This is a genomic window from Novosphingobium album (ex Hu et al. 2023) (genome assembly GCF_022832385.1).
Classification (GTDB): domain Bacteria; phylum Pseudomonadota; class Alphaproteobacteria; order Sphingomonadales; family Sphingomonadaceae; genus Novosphingobium; species Novosphingobium album.
The window spans coordinates 124,353-147,502 of sequence record NZ_JALHLE010000003.1 but is presented as its reverse complement, the minus strand read 5'-3'; the positions used below and the strand labels follow the sequence as shown (position 1 = coordinate 147,502).

The following is a 23,150-nucleotide window of genomic DNA, read 5'->3' as shown; positions in this document are numbered from 1 at the left end:
CGCCCGGTTCTGGCTTACATCGTTGTTTGCGCGTCTTCCGGCAGCGCCAGCGATGTGGCGAGCAGATCGACTTGTCCGGTGCAGCCCTTGGCCATGAGAGCGGCCGCCAGATCTTCCGGTGCATAGTCTTGCGCGGGCAGCATTTCGAACGTGACAGTCACTTTCTGAGCAGGATCATTGCCGATGATGCTGTAAGTCGAACCTGCGCCGACCGGCGCCGCCTTCACGTCCCACGGGGCCACGGTGACACCATCGGTGAAGCCGAAGGCAGTGGTGTCGGCGCCATCCGCGCTGACGGCGCGATAGGTCGCGTCACCGTCTTTTTCAGGGCGCCAGACGCGGATTTCCGCGGGATTAACGATGCAGAACGTGCCCGGCTTGGTCACATTGACGTACCAGAGATTGGGGCTGGCCTGCTGTTCGTGTGCGCCGCGCACGGCTCCCGTCCTCACGCGTCTTGCACTGCGTTCCCGGGTGAGAACGGCGAACTGCGTGGACCGGTTGAGGGTTCCGGGCGCACCTACCGTGAAAGTGCCGGCACCACGCAGGACACGGGTGCCCTTGGAATCCAGAATCGTAACCGAATCAGCATCTTTCAGAGTAATCTTCGCATCGTCCGGGAGCTTCTTGCCCGGCGGATAGCTGGCGGCGGACGGGCCGCTCGATGCAACGACGATTCCCGCCATGGCCGCACCCGGCAGTGCGGCTGCGGCGAGGGCTGCGGTGGCGGCGGTCAGCCGCCTGGTGGTGTTAGCCAAGGACATATGCCTCACTCCCTTTCAATTCACGCGTCCGTTCTATCAGGCACGCCAGAGCCGTGTCATGCGGATGCGCGCACGCAAGCTCTGTGAGTTTTGCCACGGCGGCCGGCGTGTCCTGCCCGATCAGGCCAACCGCTTCGGCCAGGGCCGCCCGGTCTGTTTCGGGGAAGTCCGGCGCCGGTTCGCAGATTTCCACCGGGCTGGCCCGGCCGCGCAGCACGACCTTGCCGAGCGGGCGCCACCAGTCGAGCCCGGAGCGCTCGGCGAATTCGCGGCTGGCGATGATCGAGGTGCCGAGCGACTTGTTCGCGGATTCCAGACGGGCAGCCGTGTTCATGGCATCGCCGAGCGCGGTATACTGGATGCGCCGTTCCCCGCCGAAATTGCCGACGACGGCCTCGCCGAAGTGCTGGCCGACGCGGGTGCGGCCGATCGGCGGCAGTGAAGGATCGACGCTCTTGCGGAACTCCTCGCCTGCCTGCCACATCGCATAGGCGGCGAGCGCGGCCTTGCGGCCGTCGTCCGGCCGGGAAATCGGCGCGCCCCAGAAGGCGACGACGGCATCGCCCACGTATTTGTCGACGATGCCGCCATGCTCGAGGACGACGGCGCTCAGCCGGTCGAGGTATTCGTTGAGCAGCTTGGCCACCACTTCCGGCTCAAGCTGGTGCGAGAGCTTGGTGAAACCCTCCAGATCGCTGAAGAGGATGTAGAGTTCGTGCTTGCTGCCCGAGAGCGTGAGGCGTTCGGGATTGTCGATGATTTCCTGAGCGATGTCGCGCGGCAGGTACTTGCCCAGCGCATCCTGCGCAAACCGGCGCTCGACCGCGCCCGAGGCGCGCACGGCGCTGGACACGGCCAGAAAGGCCACGATCCAGCCCGCGATCCAGCCGAAGGCGGGGGTGCCGTAAGTGTCGACGTGCATGTACGCGAGCCAGAAGGGCAAGCCGCCGATCAGCGCGAGTTCAGCCACGAAGAACGGCACGACTTTCCAGATCCGCGCTTCGACAAGGCTGGTCAGGACCGCAGCCAGAATGACGAGGAACGCGACGGCCCAGCGTTCCCACGCCGAAACCTTTGTCAGACGAACACCGTCCAGCATCTGCGCGATCAGGTCGGCGTGAACGGTGATTCCCGGCACTGTTCTGCTGGTCGCGGCAGTCAGCGTAGTCGTCAACTGGTCGGTATCGACGATGTCGCCCCCGATCAGCACGTAACGGCCTGCGATCTGTTGTCCTATCGCCGCAGCCAGATCCGGATCCGCTGCAGCGGCGACGACATCGACCGGCAGCTCGGAATACAGGGGCGTCACGGTGTCGGGACCGTCATCGAGAGAGTCCCTGCCCGAGAGGCGATAGCGGATGGAACCGGTATAGCCATCGAACGCGCGGGTCTTCGCAGGATCGACTGCACCGATCATGGCACGCCCCAGAACCGGCGGGACTCCGGGGATGATTGCGGGCCACAGTCGTGTTGCCCCGTCAGCGTTACTCAGCATGATGCTTGCCGGACGGGCATTCGAGCCTTCAAGACGTTTCATGAAGGACTGCAGGTAGACTTGCTGCTCGTATCTGATGTCGTCCTTGTTGGTGGCGATGTCGGTGTAGGCGACGAAGGTCGGCGTCTTCATTGCCCGAAGCGCTGCCACCAGTTCGTCGTCCTCGTCCTGCGGCTGATCGAACAGGATGTCGATGCCGACGGCTTTCGCGCCCATGCCGTCGATAGCCTTGAGCGCGCGCGCCAGCAGTCCGCGGTCTAACGGAGAGCGCTTCTTGACCGCAATCAGCGTCTGGTCGGTGTAGGCGACGATCTGGATGCGCGGATCCTGCTCGGCCACGCGGGGCGCCATGACGAAACCACGCAGGTCGTAAAGTGCGTCCTCGGCGTTTCCGACCACCGGGATTGCCCACGAGAACCGCGCCAGCAGCATCGCGGCAAGAAGCAAGAGGGCCGTCGCTGCCATCTGGCGCGCGCTGGCTGCGCGCACCTTGCGCCATCCGTTTCGCACCAGACTCCCGGCAATCCGCGTCCCGACGCCGGGAGGTGGAGGAGGCTCGGGTGCCAGAGGAAGGGGATTGCTGGCCATCGCGCCGTGCGCTCTGTCAGCGCGCCGGAACCGGGCGCGCGGCGTCACCGATCACGGCGAACCCGGCCCAGTAGTAAGGGTGCGAGGTGTCCGGGTCGTCCATCAGCGCCCGCTCGGATTCGCGCAGCGCTTCTCCGATCGATGCGCTCTTGGCCCGGTAGAACCCGGAAAACAGCCGCTCGGTGGCGTTGTAGTCATCGGGCGCGGGCCAGTGGCTGGCAATCACCTGACGGCCACCGGCTGCGATGAAAGCGCGGACAAGGCCGTCGAGAGCTTCGCCGCCGCCGGTGGTCAATCCGGCCTCGCGAGTAACGCCAAGTCCGGCCCCGGCGGCCGTGTCGCATCCCGAGAGAACCACGAGATCGGCATCGAGCGACAGGTTGAAAATCTCGCCGAAGGACAGCAATCCGTCCGACCCGGCACCCCCGAACGAAGTCAGCAGGGCGGGGCGAACCGGGCAGCCTGCACGCGGCGGCGTAACGAGTCCGTGAGTGGCGAAGTGAACGATGCGGAACGCGCCGAGATCCTTGCGGGCGATGATGCCGTCATCGGTAAACTGGCTTCCGGTCAGTACCTCTGAACGGCCGGCGCCGAACAGCGCGGAAGCCTCGTTCAGTTCGCGCGGTGAGATCGGCTGGTTCCAGGCCGAAACCGGCCAGTTGCAGTCGGCGTCGATGGCCACCTCGCCACCCGAACGCACATCGGGGCGTGCCGAAACCGGACCGAGCGGCACATTGTCGCCGAGCCCCAGATAGTCGTCGGCAGCCTGCGAGGCCGGTGCCTTGCGGGCATCGCGGAAGCTCGCGGCAGAGAGCGCGGTGCTGACCGCGCGGTCGCGGCCGAGCCAGTCGATCCCGGTGAAATCGTACTCTTCGCCACCGGCCTCTACCCGTTGATGATAGGCGGCAACACCCTTCCGGTCGTCGGTCAGCAGGTTGATCGGCAGGCGCAGCAGCGGCCCGGCGGGTTCGAAGATCAGGTGCGTGACATGCGCTATATCCGCCCGTGCGGGTCCGAGCAGCGCGTCGTCCAGCCTGACCGCGTCGTCGATGTCGAACGGGTAGGTCGACTGGACGCCGTTGATGGTGAGCGAGATGCTGTCGCGCAGAGTGTTGACCAGAGTTTCGGTCTGCGCGGTGGATAGCGGCAGTTTCCACGCCCGCTGCGTGTCCGGTGTAAGATAGATCGCGTAGAGCGAACCGGCCACCTGCGCGAGCTTGAGATAACCTTCGCCCGGCTTGAGCGCAGCGCGCATGTCGTCCAGCGTGACGGTGCGGCTGGCAATTGCCCGGTAGCGTGGAAAAGCGGAAAGCTGATCCATGACGGTCAGTTGGGCTTCCGCCAGCTGGGCCTGCCGCTGCTGCAGCGGCTCAAGGCCGGTGCTGTCGCCGCCTTCAGCCGCAGCGGCCGAAAGCCGGGCGATCTCTATGCGGGTGCGCTCCAGATCGCGGGATACGGCCTGCGAGCGGCGGAACAGGGCCGAGGCTTCGCGGGAACCACCCTCCAGTTGCCGCGAAAGCTGTGTCAGGGTGTCGGCGGCCCCCGGGGACTGAAGCAACTGGCTGGCGAGGAACACCTCGGCAACTCGTGCCGGATCATCCGTTCCGGTCTCGACCAGAAGGTCGAAATAGGGCTGCATGAGATTTTCCATGCCGACCAGCGCGGCGCGGCGCGTTTCGACGTTGGCCGCAACCTTGCGATAAAGGTCTAGGGCCTCGTCCTTCTGGCCGTGGCGCACCAGGAATCCCGCCAGACGTGCGCGGATGAGGTTGACCGAGGCGCTGTCCGGATACTGGCTTTCAACGAGGATGAGGGCATCGCGAAAAGTCGTTTCGGCCATCGGCAGATTGCCGTCCGCCTCATAGCTCAGTGCCAGTTCGGAAAGAATCTGGCCGCGCAGGCGATAGATCGAGATGACCCGGCCGTCGTGAACCTTGATGGCCTCATCATAGGCTCTGACCAGCGCCTTGCGGGCCTCCTGCGGGTGCTCCTGCAGGCGCAGGACAGTGCCGCGCAGCTGCAGGGCCTGTGCATCGATAATCGCCGCGCGTTCCTGCGGGGATAGCCGCGCCGGTTGTCCCAGCAGCCCTGCCATGGCCGTGTGCGTCGAGGAATTCAGGCCGGCAGCGGTAGTCCGGTCGATCTGGACCGTGCCAGGCGCGGAGGCGACGGGGGCAAATTGGGGCACCGGACGGTCGAGGATCGTCAGGGCCTGATCGAACTGCCGCCGGTTGACAGCGTCTATCGCGGCGTAGTTGCGCGACAGGCGAAGTTGCACAGGATCGCGCACGGCAATCGCATCGGCCAGTGCGAACTGGCGGGCGGCTTCGGCGAATGATCCGAGATTCGAGAGTTGCAGGGCGCGGTTGACCAGTGCCTCGTGAAGCTGGACGTCGCGGCTGCCCGGATCGGTGGCTTCGGTATCTGCCAGCACTGCGGGCGCAGCGGCGAAGAATTCGGCTGCCTCCGCGAATGAGCCGGCGCCGTTGCCGCGATAGCCTTGACCGATCAGCGTTGCGACGCCGGCGGTTTCCGCCCGCGCCTTGGCAAGTGCGAGCGGATCACCCGTGCCGAGATCGGCGATCGAGACTTCGCCCGGCACTACACGATTGTCGACGATGGATGCGAGCGCGAGCCGCAGGGCGCTGTCATAGGCTGCATAGCCCTCGACAGCCACGATGCCGCCTTGGGCCCGCCGCATGTAAACACGCCATTGCAGGTTCGACGTCGTGCCGGTGCAGGTTGTTCCGTCCGCAGAAAAGGCATCGGGGGTGTTGCCGCAATCCAGTGTCTCATCGCGCGTGGCAGCTATGCGTGATGAGGCGTTGGCGGTATCACGCAAGACATAGGCGTTGCCTACCGCCTTGGCGGTGCCCGAACACAGAATGCTCCACTTGCGGTCGAAGACGGAACTGCGCAGGGGCCCCATGGGCTGGCCTTGCGCTTCGCAAGTGGACCCGCCTGTGCCAATGGCAAAGTCTTCTGCTTCAAGAGGGCGTACATCCGGCGCGGCCGCACGCGTCACGCCAGCTGACGCCAAAAGCGTCAGGCACACAAACTTGATCAAGAACCCGGTATTTCGCACGGCCCCTCCGCCTGAGAAAACAGGATTTGTGCCGAATGCCGTTCGGTCTGTCGCTTCGCCCCTGGGTCAGCGAATTGTTCACTGCTTACAAGGCCTTTAGCCGTGAAACTGCGTATTCCGCAACCGCCAAATGTTGCCGAATGGCGCAAAAACAGCCTTTGTCACATCTCGGATTTCATTGCCTTTTGGCTTTCAGTGAGTGCGGATGGCAAGATGTTTTCCCGTCTCGCCGCTTCCCGGTTTCATGGAACCCGGTCACGGATACCGGCGCGACAGCACATCAGAACGCCTGTTCCTGGAAATCGCCGCGCATGCAGTGATTGGAGCTCATTGCCGAGCCGTATCCGCCCGCATTGAGCAAGGCGATGAAGTCGCCTTCGGCAAGGGGTGGCATGGACATGTCGGAAGCCCAGATGTCGAGTGCCTCGTTGATGTTTCCCACGATCGTCACTGGCTCTGCGGGGGCACCGCGTGGCACGCAGGGAACCGGCTCGCAAGGTAGGCCGTAGAAGGCCGGTTCGGGGTGAAGGTTGAAACCGCCGTTGACATAGACGAACCGGGTGTCGCGCTTCTGCTCGGCATCGGTGACCGAAAGCACGAGGATTCCCGCATCCTTGGCGATGTAGTCGCCCGGCTCGACCGCGATCGAGACCCCGCGCCCGGCGAAGTGGCGGCGCAGGATGGCGGACCACGCCGCCAGGTCGAGGGGACGATCTTCGGGGCGATGGGGCAGGCCCAGGCCGCCGCCGGCGTTCACGGAGCGCACATCGGGCAGATCATCGAGAAAGTTCACGGCCGCGCCCACCGCGCGGTCCCAGCTTTCGAGCTGGCCGTTCAGATAACCGCAGCCGACATGGAAATGCAGGCCGGTGACCTTGAGGCCATAGCGCCGCGCGGTTTCGAGCGCTGCGGCCCATTGTTCGCGGTAGATGCCGAACTTGGTCGTCCGGGCGCCGGCATAAGTCAGCTTTTCGGCGTCGCCGTAGCCGGTGCCGAGGCCGGGATTGACGCGAAGGCCGATTTCACGGCCCGGATGGCGTTCGCCGATGCGGCGAATCATGCCGATGGTGTCGCAATTGATCGTGAGATCAGGCTGGGCCAGCAGGCGGTCGAGATCGCGAGACGAGACGCCGGTGCCGGTGAAGCTGATCCGGCTGGCCGGAAATCCGCATGACAGCGCAAGATCGAGCTCGTTGGGTGAGCAGATGTCGGCGCCGCACTTGCCGCTATGTGCCAGCCTTTCGAGCAATGGCAGGAAGCGGTTGGCCTTCATCGCGTAGTAGATGCGTGACGCGCAGCCCGTTTGATCGAGTGCGGCCTGTACGCGGCAAAGATTGGCTTCGGCCCGGTCCAGGGAGTAGAGGTAGAGCGGACCGGAGGATTTTGCTGCCAGTTCCGCCACGTCCTGTCCGGCGAACAGCAGGCGGCCGTTGCGGTAGTGCAGATCCTCGCGCGCCCACCAAAAGGTGGCACCGGCAGTCCCGTGCTTGCAGGTCTGGTTCATGTGCGTTGCGTGCTGGTTCGTGCGGCCAGCACGGCCCGGCCTTCCTCGTTGACGTCTTCCATGCGCCCGGTGATCCAGCCGCGACACATCTGTGCGGTGCAATGGCATTCGAACTGACGGTAGAGCACATCCTCTGTCGCGGCATAGTCGACCGTCAGAAGTTCGCCCCCAGCGATATCCCGCAGGGCCACGAGTTCAAAGCGTTCCATGTCGAGCCGGCAGTTGGGATCGCAGCCGTGCGTGAGAAAACCGATGAACTGCGTGCCCGAAATATGCATGCCGGGGCACACCTGCAGGCTGTGCTGGCGCAAGTCCGGTCCGATCTCGCCGGAAAAGCTGTCGACTACGGTGCCTTCGGGGAAAGGGGCGAGCGCCAGAACGCACAGCCCCAGATCATCGCGTTCGTAAATAGCGATTTGCGCACCTTCGGAGCCGCTTCCCGGCGAATCGTCCCGCAACTTGATGAACAAGGCCCGTGTTTCCCGGTGAATATGTGAAGGTGCTGATCGGCAGTTTACAAGTCTACGGGGTAATTCTTAGCGAAACGTAGCCTGTTGCAATTTCCCTCGCGCGAATAGTCCACATGATCCATCAGACTGCGGACGATGTGGACACCGAGGCCGCCGATGGGGCGATCTTCGACGGACAGCGAGGTGTCCGGATCGGGCAGGGACAAGGGATCGAAGGCGTCACCGTCATCGATCAGTTCCGCCGCGACTTCGCTCTCTTTCAGAAAGATGCGTGCCGAGATCGTAGCGGCGCTGCCGTGGTTGAGGATATTGCTGACGAGTTCATCGAAGGCGATCATGAACTTCGTCACTACCGCTACCGGCGCACCTGTCTCTTCGAGAAAAGCTTCCATTGATTCCAGAAATTCGGGAAATCCTGTCCGGCCGTTGGAAAGCGTGCGCTCGTAATCGCAGTTCATGGCACCCGATCCTTGCTGCGCGGACAATGTCCTGCGCGTTTCGCTCCGGCAGCTGGGGCAGCTTAATCGAGTGGAAAAATTTCACAACTTCTCCAATAAGGTGCACAGGCAAAGTTGGATTGGGCGGAGACGGACCGATGGACATCAGCGAAGAAATCCGGGGTACGTCCCTGGTCATTTCCCTGGCGGGACGGCTGGACAGCAACACGGCATCGGACCTCGAACAGGTGCTGCCTGCCCGCGTCGAAGGGCATGAAGGCACAGTCGTCGATCTTTCGAACGTCAGCTATGTCAGTTCTGCCGGCTTGCGGGTTCTGCTCAAGGGCGCCAAGATTGCCCGATCATCAGGACACAAGATTGCCCTGTCAGGTTTGCTGCCGTCAGTGCGGGAAGTCTTTGATATCAGCGGGTTCAGTACGATATTCACGATCGAGCCTGATGTCGGGCGTGCGCTCTCAGCGATCGCCTGATCCGGCAGGTCCGATAGCGGCGAAGACGCCGTTCGGCGCCAGCAGTACTGCAAGACCGGCCAGAAGCGCCTGCGGCGCAATTCCGGGACTTTTACGCCAATAGACTTGGGCGCGAACAGCATCCGCGTCATCGGCAACGGAGAGAAGGATCGGGGAGGCAGCGGCCTCGTGAGTCCAGTCAAACCGCTCAAGCGCGGCGAAATCGTAAAGAGCGCAGAGGTGTTCGAGCGTTCGTTCCAGCGAGGTTCTGTCGCGGCAATGTTCGAGCCGGCGGCGCACGTTCGCAGCCGAGGCTAGCGCGTCGACCGGCGAACTGGCCCGGCAACGGCCGATGAAGGCGGTTCCGCCCGTTGCGGTCAATGCGTGGACGAAAAACGTGCCGGGTTCCACGTCGCCGCACAAACGCATCGCGATTTCGTACCCGCCGTTTCGGACCACGCAGGGCGGGAAAAGGTCCGCCTGCGTTTCGGCAATTGCCTGCTCAGGATCGCGCAGCCGTTGCTTGCGGGCCGCAACAAGGTGCCTGCGCGTCTGGGCGGCCTGCTTGCTGGCGTCCATCAATCGCAAGGCGTCGGCCAGATCCTGTGCCTCACGGATGACGAGGTCCGGCATGTCGGTGGCAGCGGGGGCATTTTGACCGCGCGACAATTGGCGGTGGTTGGCCTCCAGTTCGCGGGTAATGCGACGGGCCACAAACAGGCTCAGGCCGGTTGCCAGCAGGCCAAGCAGGAGGATGCTGGCGAGGATGTCGCGGCGGACGGCGTCCATATGCTCGTGAAGCGGTTCGGTACTGAACCGTGACGCTACGAAGCGTCCTTGACCGGCTGGGGCGAGGGCGGTCACCCAGCGATCTCCTCTCGCTCCGCTACCCGATGCAAAGCTTGAAGGTTTCGACGGCAACTCCAGCGCGGACGGGTCCCAGTGGCTGCCACCAGGCATAAGAGGCAGAGGTTTCCTGCCGGGAGCAAGGAGATAAAGCCCATCGATGCCTGCCACATGGTGCAGGGCGGCACGCAATGCCTGCTTGCGGATCGGCTTGGAAAGCTCCTTGTAGGGATCGTCCATTTCGCGCACGAATTCGGCGACCGTCACTGCCGGCACCAGAGCCAGATCATTCAGTGCCTGGTGTGTCTCCGCGCGATCCTGAAAATAGAGGAGCGCACCGTTGACGACGGCCAGTGCCAGAAACAGCGGTAACGTCAGCAGGACTGTGGTGGAACGGATAGTCATGTGCCGGATGTTGCTCCGGACTTCGAGCGCAATGCGGCCAGCCCGACTATGAAATCCGGGCACTCGCGGGCGATAGTGAACAAGTGCGGCTTGGCGAGGCAAAGCGTTTCGGCGCCTTCCGGGCCGGCGAAGTAGTCGGATCGCACCGCCAGCCCGAACAAAGCCGATTGCGCGTCGAACACCGATGGTGCCGCTTCGCCCGCGACCAGCGCTGATCCGCCGGTAACGACGACCAGACGTTCCGCGACTGCACCGCCGGAAAGGATCACTTCGCCGGGTAAATGGCTGCGTGGATGGACATGGCGTGAGACCAGCAGCAGTTCGGCAGTGGTGAGCCTGTCGAACGGCGCGCATCGGCCCAGCGCAAGGTATCTGTCCACAACCTGTGCCGTGATCATCGGCCACCTCGTGGCCACAGAAGGAAACCGGACCTGTCCGGACGAATCAGGGTCACCGTCTCATGCGGGGCAAGACCCATTCGGCTGTTGGGGGCGATGCTCCGGGTCTTACCGTCTACATCGACCTCGCACCCACTGGTGCCGAGGCATTCGATGGTTCCGGCAATGGCATCGATTACGATGCACTTGCCATGATCCAGATCTGCGAGATCGCGCCAGATGGCCCGAATGTCTGGCTTGACGATGCATATCTGGCCAAGGTTTGCCATGGCGCGGGCAGCGAGCACGCCCTGCGGGATCAATGGTTCCCCGCTAATCCAGGCCACCAGCCGGTTCTCCTCCTCAATAAGAATGACAGGCTCATCGGCCTTCCCATGTGTTTGAGCAGACAGGATTGCAGCACGTGCCATCTCTTCCGCGCGCTCTTCTTCCTGTTCCCGCTGCTGGGCGCTGCGGGCCATGGCTCCGGTCAGCATATCGAGGTGCGAACGCAGGGCCTTTACTTCGCGCGGCCCCGAACTGATGCCGGAAACGGGCGTATGTCCGCCCGCGATCTGCAGGGTGTATTCGGTCAACGCTTCGATTGGGACTGCAATGCGACGCACCAGCGCAAGTGCGACGAGCAGGCAGACGAGGACCGAGCCAATGCCGATCATGGCGCTCTGGAACAGCGCGTTCTGCGTGGCCACCTGGATTACCGAGATGTTGACGTCGGCACCCGTCGAGCCGGTGATCTGGCCGTTTGCGCCCATGACGGGAGAGGCAGCCGTTTTCAGCAGGCCCCATTGCTCCTGATATTCGATGGGGGAGACATAGACCGCGCCGCGCGCCTGCACACGCTTGAGACCGGCGACGGTTGCGCCGGGCAAGTCGTCACCGGAACCGAGGGGGGAATGATCCGCGCCTTCGGTGCCATCGAGAATGTACTGGATATCACCGGGACCGCCCAGAACCTGCGTGTAGAGATAAGTCAGCCCCAGCTCGTCTCGGATGTGCCGGATCGGGCGCACATTGCGCTGATACAGCGGAGAGGCTTCGGTAGTTGCAGTGTCCTTGTCGCTGCGTGCCGCTGCAATCAGCCGGTCGTGATCATCCGGGTCGATCATCGCGCCGGTCATGGCGCTGGCCGCCACCAGCTTGCGCTCGAACCCATTGAGGATCGAGGCATAGAGCCGATTGTAGACCAGCCCGGCGAGCAGCACAGACACGACGACGACTGCCGGAAGGAACGTACGCACCAGCAGCGCCTTGATGGGGACGCTCTTACGCCGCATAGCGCCGATCGTACTGCGCCTTGAGGAGCACCAGCGCGAGGTCCGGGAAGCGTTCGGCGACGTTGCGCAGGGCGCGGAAGGCGACCCAGAACGGTTTCCCGCCGGCCATGCCCTGCAAGGCACCTTCTGGCGCAGGGTGGTCCTGGACTGTCTCGGCAAGGACCAGCAGCGATTCCAAAGTCGCGACACGCAATTCTGGATCGCTGGCAAGGGCGCCAAGGAGATCGAGAAGACGCCATTCCTGGCCATCGTCAAAACCCATCAGCGCCAGCAGGTGTCCGCGCAGCAACCCGGGCATGCCGGGCTGGATCACGTCCTGAATCCGTGCGGCGAATTCTGCAGCGTCTAGTCTGCCGTACAGCGCGTCGGCGGCTAGCGCCATCTCGACCGGCTGTCCGCTGGTCAGTGCGGCGCGGAGGATTTGGTCCATGCTTCGTGCGCGCTTTCCCGACCGGGGCGAAAGGGCCCGAGGCAGCAACAGCGGTTCGAGCAGCCGGAACAACTGGCCATCTATCCCGCTTTCGATGGACTCGATCGCATTGCCGCGCACTTTGGCGTTGGCGGAATGCAGCGATACGATCAGCAGGTCGAAATTTGGCAGCAGTCCACCGATTGCCAGCAGTTCCAGAACGAAATCGAGCGTTGCGCCTACGCGTTCGCGCTGAGCCCGGGCCAGCAGCATGAGCGAAGCCTGGACACCGGGCTCGTCGTCGAGCACGTCAGCACTGTCGAGCAGGTTGCGCGCCTCGTGCAGTTCCTCCCGGACCAGCCGGTCCAGATGCGCCGCAAACTGGGCATAAGACAGTTCAGCCAGCGCTCGGGCGGCAATTGCCCGTGCCCGCAAGGAAAACGACCTTTGTCGCATTCCGGCAATCAGGCGCGGGATCGCGGTTTCGCCGATACCTGTCAGCATCGTCACGATCGCCCTGCGCTCGCGTGGTGCGAGTTCCGCTGTGGCAAGCAGGACGTCGTCGATGGCTTCGCTGTCGCAAAGGTGCTCCAGCAAGGCGATAATGCATTGCCGTTCCGCAGGCTCCAGCGCGGGCAGGCGGCTGGCCAGCGGGGAGACGATATGGATGTCTTCCGCGCTTGCGGCAGCGAACAGGGCCTCGGCTACCCCCCTTCGGCGCTGCGGATCCTCATGGGCCAGCAAGGCGACGAGTTCGTCCACCTCGCGTGTGTCTGCCCAGGACGGCGGCGGCAAGGTATCTGTTTCGAGCAAGGCTCTGGCCAGCTGTGCGGCCGGACCGTTCGAGTGCAACGCCTGTTCAAGCGCCGCGCGGGCCTCTGGCTCGAACTCGGGAGAAGCAGCAGCGCTGTCCCCGAAGTTCATCCATCCCTGACGCATGTTTGTGGTCATGGCCAGGGGGTAGAGCTGGCGCAGAGCCACGACGATCGCGATGAGTGCACCGCCAGTGATGATCCCGATGCCCGAAAGCTCGCGCAGGTCGAGACGGCTGGCCGCGTAGAGCAGAAGTCCGCCCGCGACCAGGCTCGCGAGCGGTTCGGCCATGCCTTCCATCACCGTGCGCAGCGGGCGCTTCACCCGTGAGGGGACCGCGTTGAACAGCAGGTTCTGGTTGTTGTATTCGATCGACGTCAGCACGCCGTGATAGGCGAAGAAGGCCGCCAGTGCGGCGCCTGTCCCGCCTTGCAGGAAGAACCAGCCGAAGACGGCGAAATAGGTGAGCGGCTGGATGAAGGCGACGTTGCGCACGCCGAGCCGCCCGACCAGCCGGTTGAACACGAACAGGCAGGTGACGAGGTTGAACAGGTTGGCGGCGGCGTAAAGTGCGCCGAACAGCGCGGCCAGCCCGGCTTCATCGCGTCCTTTCTGGAGGACCATCGAATACTGGTATTCCGCAAGGTTCGTCATCAGCAAGGTGACGAACAGCGTCAGTGTGAACACGACCGTGTAACGCGACTGGCCAAAGGCCTTGGCCACGGCTGCAAGCTGGCTCACGGCGCTGGCGCTGTTTTCTTCGAAATCGGCATCGCTCTCCGCGATTTGCCGCCAGCGCCGTTGCAACAGCCGGGCCAGCGGGAACGTGCCGATTGCAATGACTGCCCACAGCAGGAAGAACTGTTGTACCGGGACCACGTCGGCAAACACGCTGACGATGAGCGCGCCCGTTGCCGTGCCGAATGCGCAGAACGCGGCGAACAGCGGAAACATCCGCTTGGCGTCCTGAATGTCGAAGTAGGCGTCGGTGTAGTTCCAGAACAGCGAGTAGAGCGCGATGTACCACATCGCCAGATAGAGCTTCAGCGCGAAGTAGAGCGGCGCTTGCCATCCGGGCGGCAGGTCTGAGCCGATCAACGCCCAGAAGCCGAGGCCGCCCGTCACCAGCATCGCCATGGTGACATCGACGGTCCGGCCGATCGAAAAGCGTACCATCAGGTAGGAGAACACCACGGTGTAGAACAGCATGACCAGCGGGGTCAGCATGAATACCAGTGGCAGCCGGTCTGCACCGACATGGCTCAGGAACGCCGCGTCGCCCGCGCTGAACCCGATTCCCATGCCCGTTTGCAGCAGGAATCCGAACAACCCGAACTGCAGCAGCTTCGGCCATTCCCCGCGTTCAAGGCGGAACAGTCTGTTCAGGAATTCGGGCAATTTTCTCCCCGCCACTTTTGAAGGCGCGCCTTAATCAAAATTTGCAACTTGCGCGGCCATAGGTCTTATTCGGTTTCGATCACGTTATCAGAGGGAACATCGTGGAGGCGAGTGCGGACGGTGCGCAACGGATAAGGCGGTTCGGCCTCAAGCCGCAATTGCTGTTACTGCTGCTCGTCCTCAATCTGGTGTCGGCAACGGTCTATACGGTGGTGCTGTACGGTACGGATCGCAACGAGATCATCTCCGGCATCGACGGCAGGCTCTATGCGGCGGTGCATGCGGTGCGGGAGATCATTCCCGAAGGCTATCACCGCCAGATCACCGGCCCCGATTCCATTACGGAGGGGGAATATCAGGCGATCCAGCAGCGCCTGTCACGCTTCGCCAATGCCTCGCGCTTCACCTATGTCTACACGTACATGAAGTTCGGCAAGGAGATCCGGACGGTGGCGACGAGCGCGACCCCCAAGGAAATCGCCGGGGGCACGCAGACGCGGTTTTTCACGCTCTACGACACCGCGCCCGCCAAGCTCTACAACAGCTTTGCCGATGGCAGGGTGCGGTTCGACGAATACAGCGATTCCTTCGGACGCTTTCGGTCCATCTACATGCCTGTCACCAGTGCGGACGGGCGCGTCCATGTGATCGGGGCGGATATCGATCTCGTCATGCTGGACCAGCGGCTGCACGATGCGCTGGTGAAGTCGATCGCGATCGGGATTGCCCTGTTCGCGCTGTCCATGGCGGTCGGCTGGCTGCTGGTCTCGCGCATCGTCGCGCCGCTCGTGCGGCTGACGGCCTTCACCCGGAACATGGAAACCCGCAGCTTTCAGGCCGACGAGGACGAGATGGCGGCCGTCCGCCAGATCAGCCACAGCCGGGGTGACGAAGTGGGCAGTCTGGCCGAGGCCATGGCCGGGATGATCGCGCGGCTGCAGCGCTATCTCGTCGAGGTGGAAGAAGCCACCGCCGCGCGCGAAAGGGTGGAAGGCGAACTTTCCGCCGCCCGCGATATCCAGATCGGGATGCTGCCGCGCAAGTTCCCGCCGTTCCCCGGCCGCAAGGACCTCGACGTTTTCGCGCTGCTCGAACCGGCAAAGCAGGTGGGCGGCGATCTCTACGACTATTTCCTGATCGATGAGAGCCGCCTGTTCTTTGTCGTCGGCGATGTGTCCGGCAAGGGCGTGCCCGCGGCGCTGTTCATGGCCATGACGACCACGCTGTTCAAGGCGCACGCCATGACCGGCGGAACGACCGGAGAGATCATGGAGCGCGTCAACACCGAACTCTCGCGCGACAACGCAGCGGAGATGTTCGTGACGATCTTCGCGGGCATCCTCGACGTGCGGACAGGCAAGGTCGAATACAGCGACGGCGGGCACGAGGCGCCGTTCATCGTCCGGGCTGGCGGCGCGGTGGAGCGGCTCGCAAAGCATCAGGGCATGGCGCTCGGCGTCTTCGAGGACGTGCCGTACAAGACCGGGACGTTCATGTTGGGCGAGGGCGATGCGCTGGTGCTGTTCACCGATGGCGTGTCCGAGGCGACCGGCGCGGATGACGAACTCTACACCACGGGCCGGATTGCCGGAGCTCTGGCCGAAGCGCGGGCCGAATTTTCCGCTCGGCGGATCGCCGAAGGACTGGCGGAAAGCGTGCGCGGCTTCGTCGGCGCGGTGCCGCAGTCGGATGACATTGCGATTCTGACAGTGTGCTACGAGGGTGCGGCGGCAAGCTGCTGATTGCCGCCTGAACGAAAGTTCCTTGTCAGACGGGCGCTTGGTCGGTTTTAGAGCGGTTTTCGATCATTCTGGTTAGTACCCGCATGATCTGAAGTAGTTGGCGCATTCGTGGGGCTGGAAGATATCGATGAGTTTGCCGATCAAGCTCCACAGGCCACTGACGGTACGCTCGCCCGCTTTACGGAGCATGGCCTTGAGGCGGGAGAACGCTTTCTCGATCGGATTGAAGTCGGGGCTGTAGGGTGGAAGAAAGCGCAGGGTTGCGCCTGCGGTCTCGATGAGCACCTGCACCGATGTGCGCTTGTGGCTCGACAGGTTGTCCATGATGACGACGTCGCCGGGCCGCAGTTCCGGGACGAGGACCTGGGCGACGTAGGCTTCGAACCAGTCGCCGTTGATCGGCCCATCGAGCACCATGGGCGCGACCATGCCGGCCGGCGACCAAGGTGGTGGTCTTGCGGTGGCCGTGCGGGAAGCCCATCCGCAGCCGCTCGCCTTTCGGGCAACGACCGTGGCTGCGGGTCATATTGGTCGCGGTCCAGGTTTCGTCGATGAAGACCAGACGCTCCGGTTCGAGATCGAGTTGACCCTCGAACCAGTCCTGACGCTGCTTAAGGATGTCGGGTCGATCTTGCTCTATCGCATGGCCTGTCTTTTTTTGCGCGTCAGTCCGCGGCGAACAAAAAAGCGATGTAGCCCGGCAACGGAAACGTCCATACCCTTGTCTGCCAGCGCTAAGCGCAGTTCTCCGAGGGTGATGTCCCTGCGCTCCTCCCAAATGGCCAGAATGTCCGCTGCCCGCTCTTCCATCCGCCGCGAACGCATATCGCCGCCTAGGGGCTTTGGTGCAATGTCACCCGTCTCGCGCTGCTGTGCCCGCCAGCGGACCGCCGTTGATGGTGCAACACCAAACCGGGCCGCCGCAGCACGACAACTCGATCCACTATCCACCGCTGCCAAGAGCCGAGTGCGCAAATCCATCGAAAGAGCCATCCATGCCGGCCTCCTTCACCAGCACGGATTCTGAATCAGAAATCGTGACCAAAGGGAATCCCATCCCGATTCAGAACGGTCGAAAACCGCTCTAATGCTCGCAAAGGCGTGAGAAGCTAGCAACGTCTTGAGTTGCGAAGAAGCCAGCGGCATACCAGTCCTCATGGTGTGGGATCTTGGCAAAGCGATGCGAAAGAAGGAGGAGTTCGAGTCCGCTCGGCTCATGGACTTCGAGTTTAGGCAACGCGCCCGTGCGACCAGACTTCTGGCTAGATCTTACAAGCTCGACGAGCAGATTGTGACACGCGAAATCGCCGTAATGCCAGAAGACGCGATTCTCGATCTCATTGCCGCGAGTATCGGCCGGGCCAGAGAGGAAGTTTCGACAGAATATGGCCTCTGCCTTTCGGAGGCCCGCAAACAGCTCATTGCCGAGCGGGGGGACCCAACGCCTTATCGGCTTGGATGAATGCCCGTGACCACATATGATCCAAGCATTGCAACGAACGTCAGCATTATCAGGGGGCCCTGACGGTTCAATCTTGGTCGTAAATCCCCGATAGCTGCCACGCGCCCGCGCCCGAATTTACCCCCGCGGACTACCGCAGCGCGATCGGAGGCCGTTCGATCCCATGCATCTTGCGCAAGTAGAGCCGCATGTCCTCGATCTGGCGGCGCAGTGCGGGTTCGGGCGTGGGATCGGCGCCGATCACCGAGGCGGTGTATGTGCAGGCCTCCGCCTCCCATGGCAGGAAATCGAAGCTTTCCAGCGCATCGTGCATCCAGATGATCGGATAGGGGCGCCCGAACATCACGCCCTTCAGCTCCTCACGTCCCACCAGATAGAGCGCGACGTCCGCGCGGTTGTCCGCGCCGAGCAGTACCTCGACGAGGTCGAGCGACAGTACGAGGCTGGCGGGCCGTGCGAACTTGGACAGGCGAAAGCCCAGGTCGAGGTCCGGTCCGATGTAGTCCAGATGCGGCGCGGCGTCGTTGGAGGACAGTTCCGGGATTTCCAGCGCGATGTTGTTTTCGGTGAAATCGGCCAGCCACGCGGTGCCCTTGAGCCGCAGCGGCAACCGTTCGAAGTGCTGCGCTTCGTAAAGCCGCATCGTGCGCAACAGCACGCGCAGGATGCCGGTCAGCTCTTCCGCGCTGGAGGGCAGGGCAGTGAAGATCACTTCGTCGCCCATGGCCTTCCAGACGTCAACCGCCGGGGTTTCGACCTCGTCGAGGAACTCGAAGGCCATCTGCCCCGCCAGCATCAGCGGGAAATTGGTGAAGAACGTGCGGAAGGTCTCCAGCCATCCTCCGGCTCCCCTGGCCGAGGCGGTTGCCTTGAACTGGGTCGAGCCGACCATGTCCACGGAGAGGAAGAGACGATGCATGTTCAAATCCGGATCAGAATGTGGCCGTGACCGATGCAACAAGCCCGGCAGTGGCAAGGCGGCCCGCCTGATTGATCCCCGAATAGTCGGAATCGACGTAGGACAGCGATGCCGTCAGCGGGCCTGCAGAATAGGAAATCCCCGCCTCCCAGTCCAACTTGTTGAAATAGGCATCGCCGTTCTCATAGCCGAAGTGGCCGAACAGGCTGGCCTTTGTGCCGCCCAGCGGCACTTCGCCCTTGCCCGCGATATAGAAATTGTCGCCGCCGAAATTGTCTTGCGAGGGCACCCATGCGAGATCGACGCCGACCGTTGCCGGGCCCGCCGCGGTGGTGAAAGAGCCTGAGAACTCCGCGTAATTCACGCCGCTGCCGCCGGGATACAGATAGACCAGCGCGGTCAGCGTGTAGTCGACAGCACCGGCCGAACCGCTGTATCCTCCATAGACGTCCAGTTCCATGTTCGAGCCGCCATATGTCGCGATGCTCGAAGCCCATGTCCCCACGAACAGGCCGCTTTCATGGCTTACGTCGATGCCGCCCTGGACGGCGGGATCCTTGTTCGAGGAACTGATGCCGCGAAACCGGTAGTCGGACGTCAGCGAGACATTGGCCGACACTGTAAAGGCGGATTGCTGGTCATGATCCGCATCCTGCGCCATCGCCGGAACTGCGACCGTCACCATGGCGAAAAGCAGCGGAACGATCGAAATGATCCTGTTCAATGCCCTTTCCCTTCGCCTGCGTTGTGCCGGATGGGGCAGGCGATAGAAAATTATGAATAAATAATCGTGAACGGCTGCATCGCATTTGTTCCGGCTGGCAGCGCTTTGGCTGGAAAGCGCTCAGACAATGGCAAGCACCTGGATCAGGGTGAGGCTGATCGCGCCCAGTACCAGCAGTGACAGCACGACTGCAGCGGTGACCCGCCCTCCGGCGGAGGCTACCGTGCGCACATCGACGCCCAGACCCAGCGCCGCCATCGATACGACGGTAAGGAACGTCGCCACGGTGCCTGCGGGGGCAATCAGCACGTGAGGAACGAGGCCGAGCGAGCGGACACCGACCAGCACAAGGAAGCCGATGATGAACCACGGCACGAGCTGATGGAGGGCAGGGCGTCCGGGCGCCGGGCGCTCGCCCGCGGTGACGTGGGGTGCGGACTCATCGGTTTCCTCGCGCAGACGCGGCGCGACCAGCGACAGCAGCAGGCAGACCGGCCCTAGCATGAGGACGCGCACCAGCTTGACCAGTGTGCCCATCTGCACGGCGGCCGTTCCCAGCGGCGCGGCGGCCGCCAGCACTTGCGGCACGGCATAGACGGTAAGTCCGGCGAGTGCGCCATACTGCAACCCGTCGAGATGCAGCGCGATGCCGAGTAGTGGCAGGCCGAGCACCACGGCGACACCCAGCACGGCGGTAAAGCCGATCGAGGCGGCAACGTCGTCGCCATCCGCGCCGATCACCGGGGCGACAGCAGCGATGGCCGAATTGCCGCAGATCGAGTTGCCACAGGCGACCAGCAGCGCCATGCGAACCGGGAGGCGCAACAGGCGGCCGATCAGGAAGCTCGCCCCGATGGCCACGACCACTACTCCGGCGATGCCCAGCAGCATCCAGGGCCCTGCGGCAAGGATCGTCGCGGCGCTGACCGAAACCCCCAGCAGCACGACAGCCGCCTCCAGCAGAAACCTGGCGCTGAAGCTGATGCCGGGAAACCAGCGGTCATGCGGCGTCCACACCGATCGCACGGCCGTGCCCAGCAGGATCGCGAGCACCAGTGCCTCAAGCCACGCCCGGTCGAACAGGGCTTCCTCGATCTGTTGCAGGGCAAAGGCGCCCCCGGTGACGGCAAGGCAGAGCAGTAAGCCGGGAGCGATACGGGAGGGGGCGAGGCGGGTGGTCATGGCAGTCTCCTTGCGACTGGAGACATGTGACCGGTGAAAACCAATCACTCCAACGATCAATTCGTATGGATTTGATCTGAATTTAAGATTGGTCTGACAAGGGGATCGGCGGGTTTCCGTTGACCGGTGAACGCGCCGGCATCAAACGGGTGATTTCCGAGGCGTGCCTGCCGATCAAAATGATCGCGGGCGGCGATCAGATCACCCAGTCAGCCTGCGCTTCGTGTCCGTGGATGACGTCGAGCAGGGCGCCTGCGGCCTTGCTGCGATAGCGTTCCTTGTGCCGGATGCCGAAGAACGGCCGCTCGGGCAGGTGGAACGGCAGCGCGTGGAGCGCGCGCGTGGCGATGGCGGGCCCCGCCACCAGCGTGGACAGCACACCATGGCCGACGCCCGAGCGCACGGCGGCCAGCACCGCCTCGTTCGAGGGTAGCGTGAGCACTACATTGAGGGCGCGGGGATCGAGGCCCCGATCACGGATCGCAGCTTCGAACGTGGAGCGCGTGCCCGAACCGTCCTCGCGCATGATCCAGGGGGCTCTGGCCAGCCATTCGTTGGTGACAGCCTCGACCGGTTCGGGCCCCACCATCACCATCTGGTCGGCGCCGACGGCCCATTGCGCCAGCGCCGGATCGTCGATGGTGCCCTCGATGAAGCCGAGTTCGGCGTGGCCCGCCTGCACCGCGCCGACCGCGCCTTCGCTGTTGGCGATGGAAACCGACAACTCGATGCCCGGATAGCGGCGGTGAAAGGCGGTGAGCCGCTCGGGCAGCCAGTATCCGGCGATGGTCTGGCTTGCGACCAGCCGCAGGGTGCCGCGTTGCAGTCCGCCATATTCGGCGAGCGCCAGTTCGGCACTGGCAGCCCGGGCAAGAACGGCGCGGGCTTCTTCGAGGAACATACGGCCGGCATCGGTGAGTTCGATCCGCCTGCCGACGCGGTCGAACAGCCTGACGCCGTGCCGGGCTTCAAGCGCGGCAATCGCGCCACTGGCCGCCGATTGGGTGACGTTCAGCACTTCGGCGGCACGGGTGACGTGTTCGCGTTCCGCGACAGCAACGAAAATCCGCAGTTGTTCCAGCGTCATGGGTTGGGCTGTGCCTCGTGCGACCGGCTTTGGCAAGCAGGTGAGCAGACAGCAAATTCTTCTGTATCGCGCCTGGCACCGCCCGCGCCCAAAGCCTGATCGGGATGTGGGCGGGAAATAGACCGCGCCAGCGACAATGGGGGCACATTTCCGCTCCGGTTAGGCGGAGTTGGTGTTCAGTCTTGAATGACAGGCGCTGTCATCAAGTTGAACCCGATTGGCCTGGCGACATGAATGGTGGAAGTGCCTCTATTCGTCACGCATCATGTCGCGAAGAAATTCTTCAATCTGATCTTCCTGGGCCTTCCTGACCCTTCGCTCCCGCCAGAAATAAATCCCAAGACATATAAATAATATTGTTGGGATAAGGGCGATCATGGAGATTGCATAAATTTCCCATCCTTTCCAGAGTTGCTTAGACCAGACTAAATTCAGGATAAGTAAAGATATTGGAAATGAAATGGCGGCGATCATAAACCATAGGTGGTCTGGTGGTTTTGAGGATGTTGCCATTTCTGATTTATTCCATTGTAATTTTATTATATGTTTTATGAAAAGATGTCATTTTTTAAAATGGTATTGTGGGTAATCCGTTGGTCTTGTGCATTCAGCCGCACCGCCCGATGATTTGTATATCGGTGTGAACATAATTTTCACCTGGAAATATGCCACGCGGCCTAGATTGAGCGCGCAATAAATACCTACCCCTAAAAAGCAATTTTATACCTACTTTGAATCACTTGTAGGTCGCTGCAAGGATGGGTTAAAAATGCTGGTTTTCAAACCACTAAGCGGGACGTTGGAGGGACCATGTCGAGTAATGGTTCGACGAACGATTTGCCTGACCTGGCTGCAATTCAGAGTGAATTGCGCAAGGCGGGGGAGGCGTTAGCGGATGCGACGGCTCGGCTGCAAGAGGCTGACCGAGATCGGAACCGGGCCCTGGAAGCCATAAATGCGCATCAAACCAGGTTCGACGAGGCCATTGTCCTGGTGCGGAAGCAGAGCGCGCCTGGGTCCAGGTGGCACCTTGAGATAGAGCGGAATGATACGACGGGCATTGTTCCATCGTCGCCCGCAGGAAGTGACGATTCGGTCACAGGAGGCATGTCGCAACGCGCAGCGACGCCGGAGGCCAGGCGCTTGAAAAGGTTCGTGCCCGAGCAGGATTCAAGTCCAATTTTGACGATCAATATTTAACGGCTCAGCAGCAGGGTTTGCCTGTTGTTTCCAGTGTGGCCATGGCCGCGCCGGAGCTTGTCCGCACAAGCGAAGTGTCCAAGATTCAGCATTTCTCACCCTTTCATGGGGTTTGCGCCTGCGGTCGTCGCTTTGCCTGTATCGTCGAGGCCTGGTGTTCATGCCCTCCGTGCAGCTTACAGCGGCCGATCCGATGAATATTCCGGCGCTCGCATGGCGTTCCGGCTCGTGTCTTGGCACCACACTTCCTGCATTTCGGTTGGGCTGGCTGCGGGGTGGTAAGGCATCGCAAGGCGCTGCATGGCGGGCATGAAGTTCAGATACTTGCGATGTTCAGGGGGCGCTGGGGATGTTGGAAATGTAAATTGGCGGACAGGGTGGGATTCGAACCCACGGTGAGCGTAAACCCACGGCGGTTTTCAAGACCGCTGCCTTAAACCACTCGGCCACCTGTCCGCTGCCTTTTCGCGCATAGCTC

At 62.7% G+C, this 23,150-nt stretch carries 18 protein-coding genes, 1 tRNA gene and 1 pseudogene; 3 read left to right on the top strand and 17 right to left on the bottom strand.

The annotated features are described in order from the left end of the window. Positions 1–14: 14 nt before the first annotated feature. The 6 genes from MTR64_RS02895 to MTR64_RS02870 form a co-directional block, all read right to left on the bottom strand. Entirely contained in the window at positions 15–764 is a 750-nt protein-coding gene (locus tag MTR64_RS02895; protein ID WP_243990576.1) for a hypothetical protein, read from the bottom strand. Then, positions 751–2,748, bottom strand: coding sequence for a CHASE2 domain-containing protein (locus MTR64_RS02890; RefSeq protein ID WP_243990575.1), 1,998 nt, complete (start codon positions 2,746–2,748; stop codon positions 751–753). Before MTR64_RS02890 ends, MTR64_RS02895 begins: the two co-directional genes overlap by 14 nt. A 115-nt stretch (positions 2,749–2,863) precedes the next feature. Next, positions 2,864–5,914 (bottom strand): CHAT domain-containing protein, encoded by a 3,051-nt coding sequence (locus MTR64_RS02885; RefSeq protein WP_243990574.1) that lies wholly within the window; start codon positions 5,912–5,914, stop codon positions 2,864–2,866. 298 nt (positions 5,915–6,212) lie between these two features. Further along, a complete protein-coding gene (locus MTR64_RS02880; RefSeq protein WP_243990573.1) occupies positions 6,213–7,436 on the bottom strand; it encodes a diaminopimelate decarboxylase in 1,224 nt (407 codons plus the stop codon). Continuing rightward, entirely contained in the window at positions 7,433–7,906 is a 474-nt protein-coding gene (locus MTR64_RS02875) for an SET domain-containing protein-lysine N-methyltransferase (RefSeq protein WP_243990572.1), read from the bottom strand. The genes MTR64_RS02880 and MTR64_RS02875 overlap by 4 nt, the downstream gene beginning before the upstream one ends. A 44-nt stretch (positions 7,907–7,950) precedes the next feature. Beyond that, positions 7,951–8,364: an ATP-binding protein gene (locus tag MTR64_RS02870; protein WP_243990571.1), complete on the bottom strand. Its 414-nt coding sequence runs from the start codon at positions 8,362–8,364 to the stop codon at positions 7,951–7,953. Between the two features lie 137 nt (positions 8,365–8,501). Between MTR64_RS02870 and MTR64_RS02865 the strand changes: the two genes are divergently transcribed. Beyond that, on the top strand, positions 8,502–8,834 hold the full coding sequence (locus MTR64_RS02865; protein ID WP_243990570.1) for an STAS domain-containing protein: 333 nt from the start codon (positions 8,502–8,504) through the stop codon (positions 8,832–8,834). Here the strand turns inward: MTR64_RS02865 and MTR64_RS02860 are convergent. Genes MTR64_RS02860 through MTR64_RS02845 form a run of 4 tightly spaced genes read right to left on the bottom strand, consistent with a single transcriptional unit; the run spans position 8,820 to position 14,356 of the window. Next, positions 8,820–10,064, bottom strand: coding sequence for a hypothetical protein (locus MTR64_RS02860; RefSeq protein ID WP_243990568.1), 1,245 nt, complete (start codon positions 10,062–10,064; stop codon positions 8,820–8,822). The genes MTR64_RS02865 and MTR64_RS02860 overlap by 15 nt on opposite strands. After that, a complete protein-coding gene (locus MTR64_RS02855; RefSeq protein ID WP_243990565.1) occupies positions 10,061–10,462 on the bottom strand; it encodes a Crp/Fnr family transcriptional regulator in 402 nt (133 codons plus the stop codon). Before MTR64_RS02855 ends, MTR64_RS02860 begins: the two co-directional genes overlap by 4 nt. Continuing rightward, positions 10,459–11,736, bottom strand: coding sequence for a histidine kinase (locus MTR64_RS02850; protein ID WP_243990563.1), 1,278 nt, complete (start codon positions 11,734–11,736; stop codon positions 10,459–10,461). The genes MTR64_RS02855 and MTR64_RS02850 overlap by 4 nt, the downstream gene beginning before the upstream one ends. Further along, positions 11,726–14,356, bottom strand: a complete 2,631-nt coding sequence (locus tag MTR64_RS02845; RefSeq protein ID WP_243990561.1) for an MFS transporter — start codon at positions 14,354–14,356, stop codon at positions 11,726–11,728. Before MTR64_RS02845 ends, MTR64_RS02850 begins: the two co-directional genes overlap by 11 nt. A 101-nt stretch (positions 14,357–14,457) precedes the next feature. Here MTR64_RS02845 and MTR64_RS02840 point away from each other — a divergent pair, with 101 nt between their 5' ends. Continuing rightward, entirely contained in the window at positions 14,458–16,098 is a 1,641-nt protein-coding gene (locus MTR64_RS02840; protein WP_243990560.1) for a PP2C family protein-serine/threonine phosphatase, read from the top strand. A gap of 72 nt (positions 16,099–16,170) precedes the next feature. Here the strand turns inward: MTR64_RS02840 and MTR64_RS02835 are convergent. Next, a pseudogene (locus MTR64_RS02835) lies at positions 16,171–17,091 on the bottom strand (IS630 family transposase). A 163-nt stretch (positions 17,092–17,254) separates the two neighbouring features. Between MTR64_RS02835 and MTR64_RS02830 the strand changes: the two are divergent. Then, on the top strand, positions 17,255–17,560 hold the full coding sequence (locus tag MTR64_RS02830) for a hypothetical protein (protein WP_243990557.1): 306 nt from the start codon (positions 17,255–17,257) through the stop codon (positions 17,558–17,560). A gap of 130 nt (positions 17,561–17,690) precedes the next feature. On the opposite strand, the gene MTR64_RS02825 is transcribed toward MTR64_RS02830, so the two are convergent. The 6 genes from MTR64_RS02825 to MTR64_RS02805 all read right to left on the bottom strand — a co-directional run bounded on the left by MTR64_RS02825 (position 17,691) and on the right by MTR64_RS02805 (position 23,128). Then, positions 17,691–18,479, bottom strand: a complete 789-nt coding sequence (locus MTR64_RS02825) for a hypothetical protein (RefSeq protein ID WP_243990556.1) — start codon at positions 18,477–18,479, stop codon at positions 17,691–17,693. Positions 18,480–18,492: 13 nt separating this feature from the next. Then, the gene (locus MTR64_RS02820; RefSeq protein WP_243990555.1) at positions 18,493–19,203 is read right to left on the bottom strand and encodes a TorF family putative porin; all 711 of its coding nucleotides are present in this window, start codon (positions 19,201–19,203) and stop codon (positions 18,493–18,495) included. Between the two features lie 120 nt (positions 19,204–19,323). Next, positions 19,324–20,385 carry a YeiH family protein gene (locus MTR64_RS02815; RefSeq protein WP_243990553.1) on the bottom strand — a complete coding sequence of 354 codons (1,062 nt, stop codon included), beginning with the start codon at positions 20,383–20,385 and terminating at the stop codon, positions 19,324–19,326. Between the two features lie 196 nt (positions 20,386–20,581). Next, the gene (locus tag MTR64_RS02810) at positions 20,582–21,472 is read right to left on the bottom strand and encodes a LysR family transcriptional regulator (protein ID WP_243990552.1); all 891 of its coding nucleotides are present in this window, start codon (positions 21,470–21,472) and stop codon (positions 20,582–20,584) included. A gap of 1,303 nt (positions 21,473–22,775) precedes the next feature. After that, positions 22,776–22,964, bottom strand: a complete 189-nt coding sequence (locus tag MTR64_RS21540) for an HGGxSTG domain-containing protein (protein ID WP_419144908.1) — start codon at positions 22,962–22,964, stop codon at positions 22,776–22,778. Between the two features lie 74 nt (positions 22,965–23,038). Next, positions 23,039–23,128 (bottom strand) — tRNA-Ser (locus MTR64_RS02805). Between the last annotated feature and the right edge of the window lie 22 nt (positions 23,129–23,150).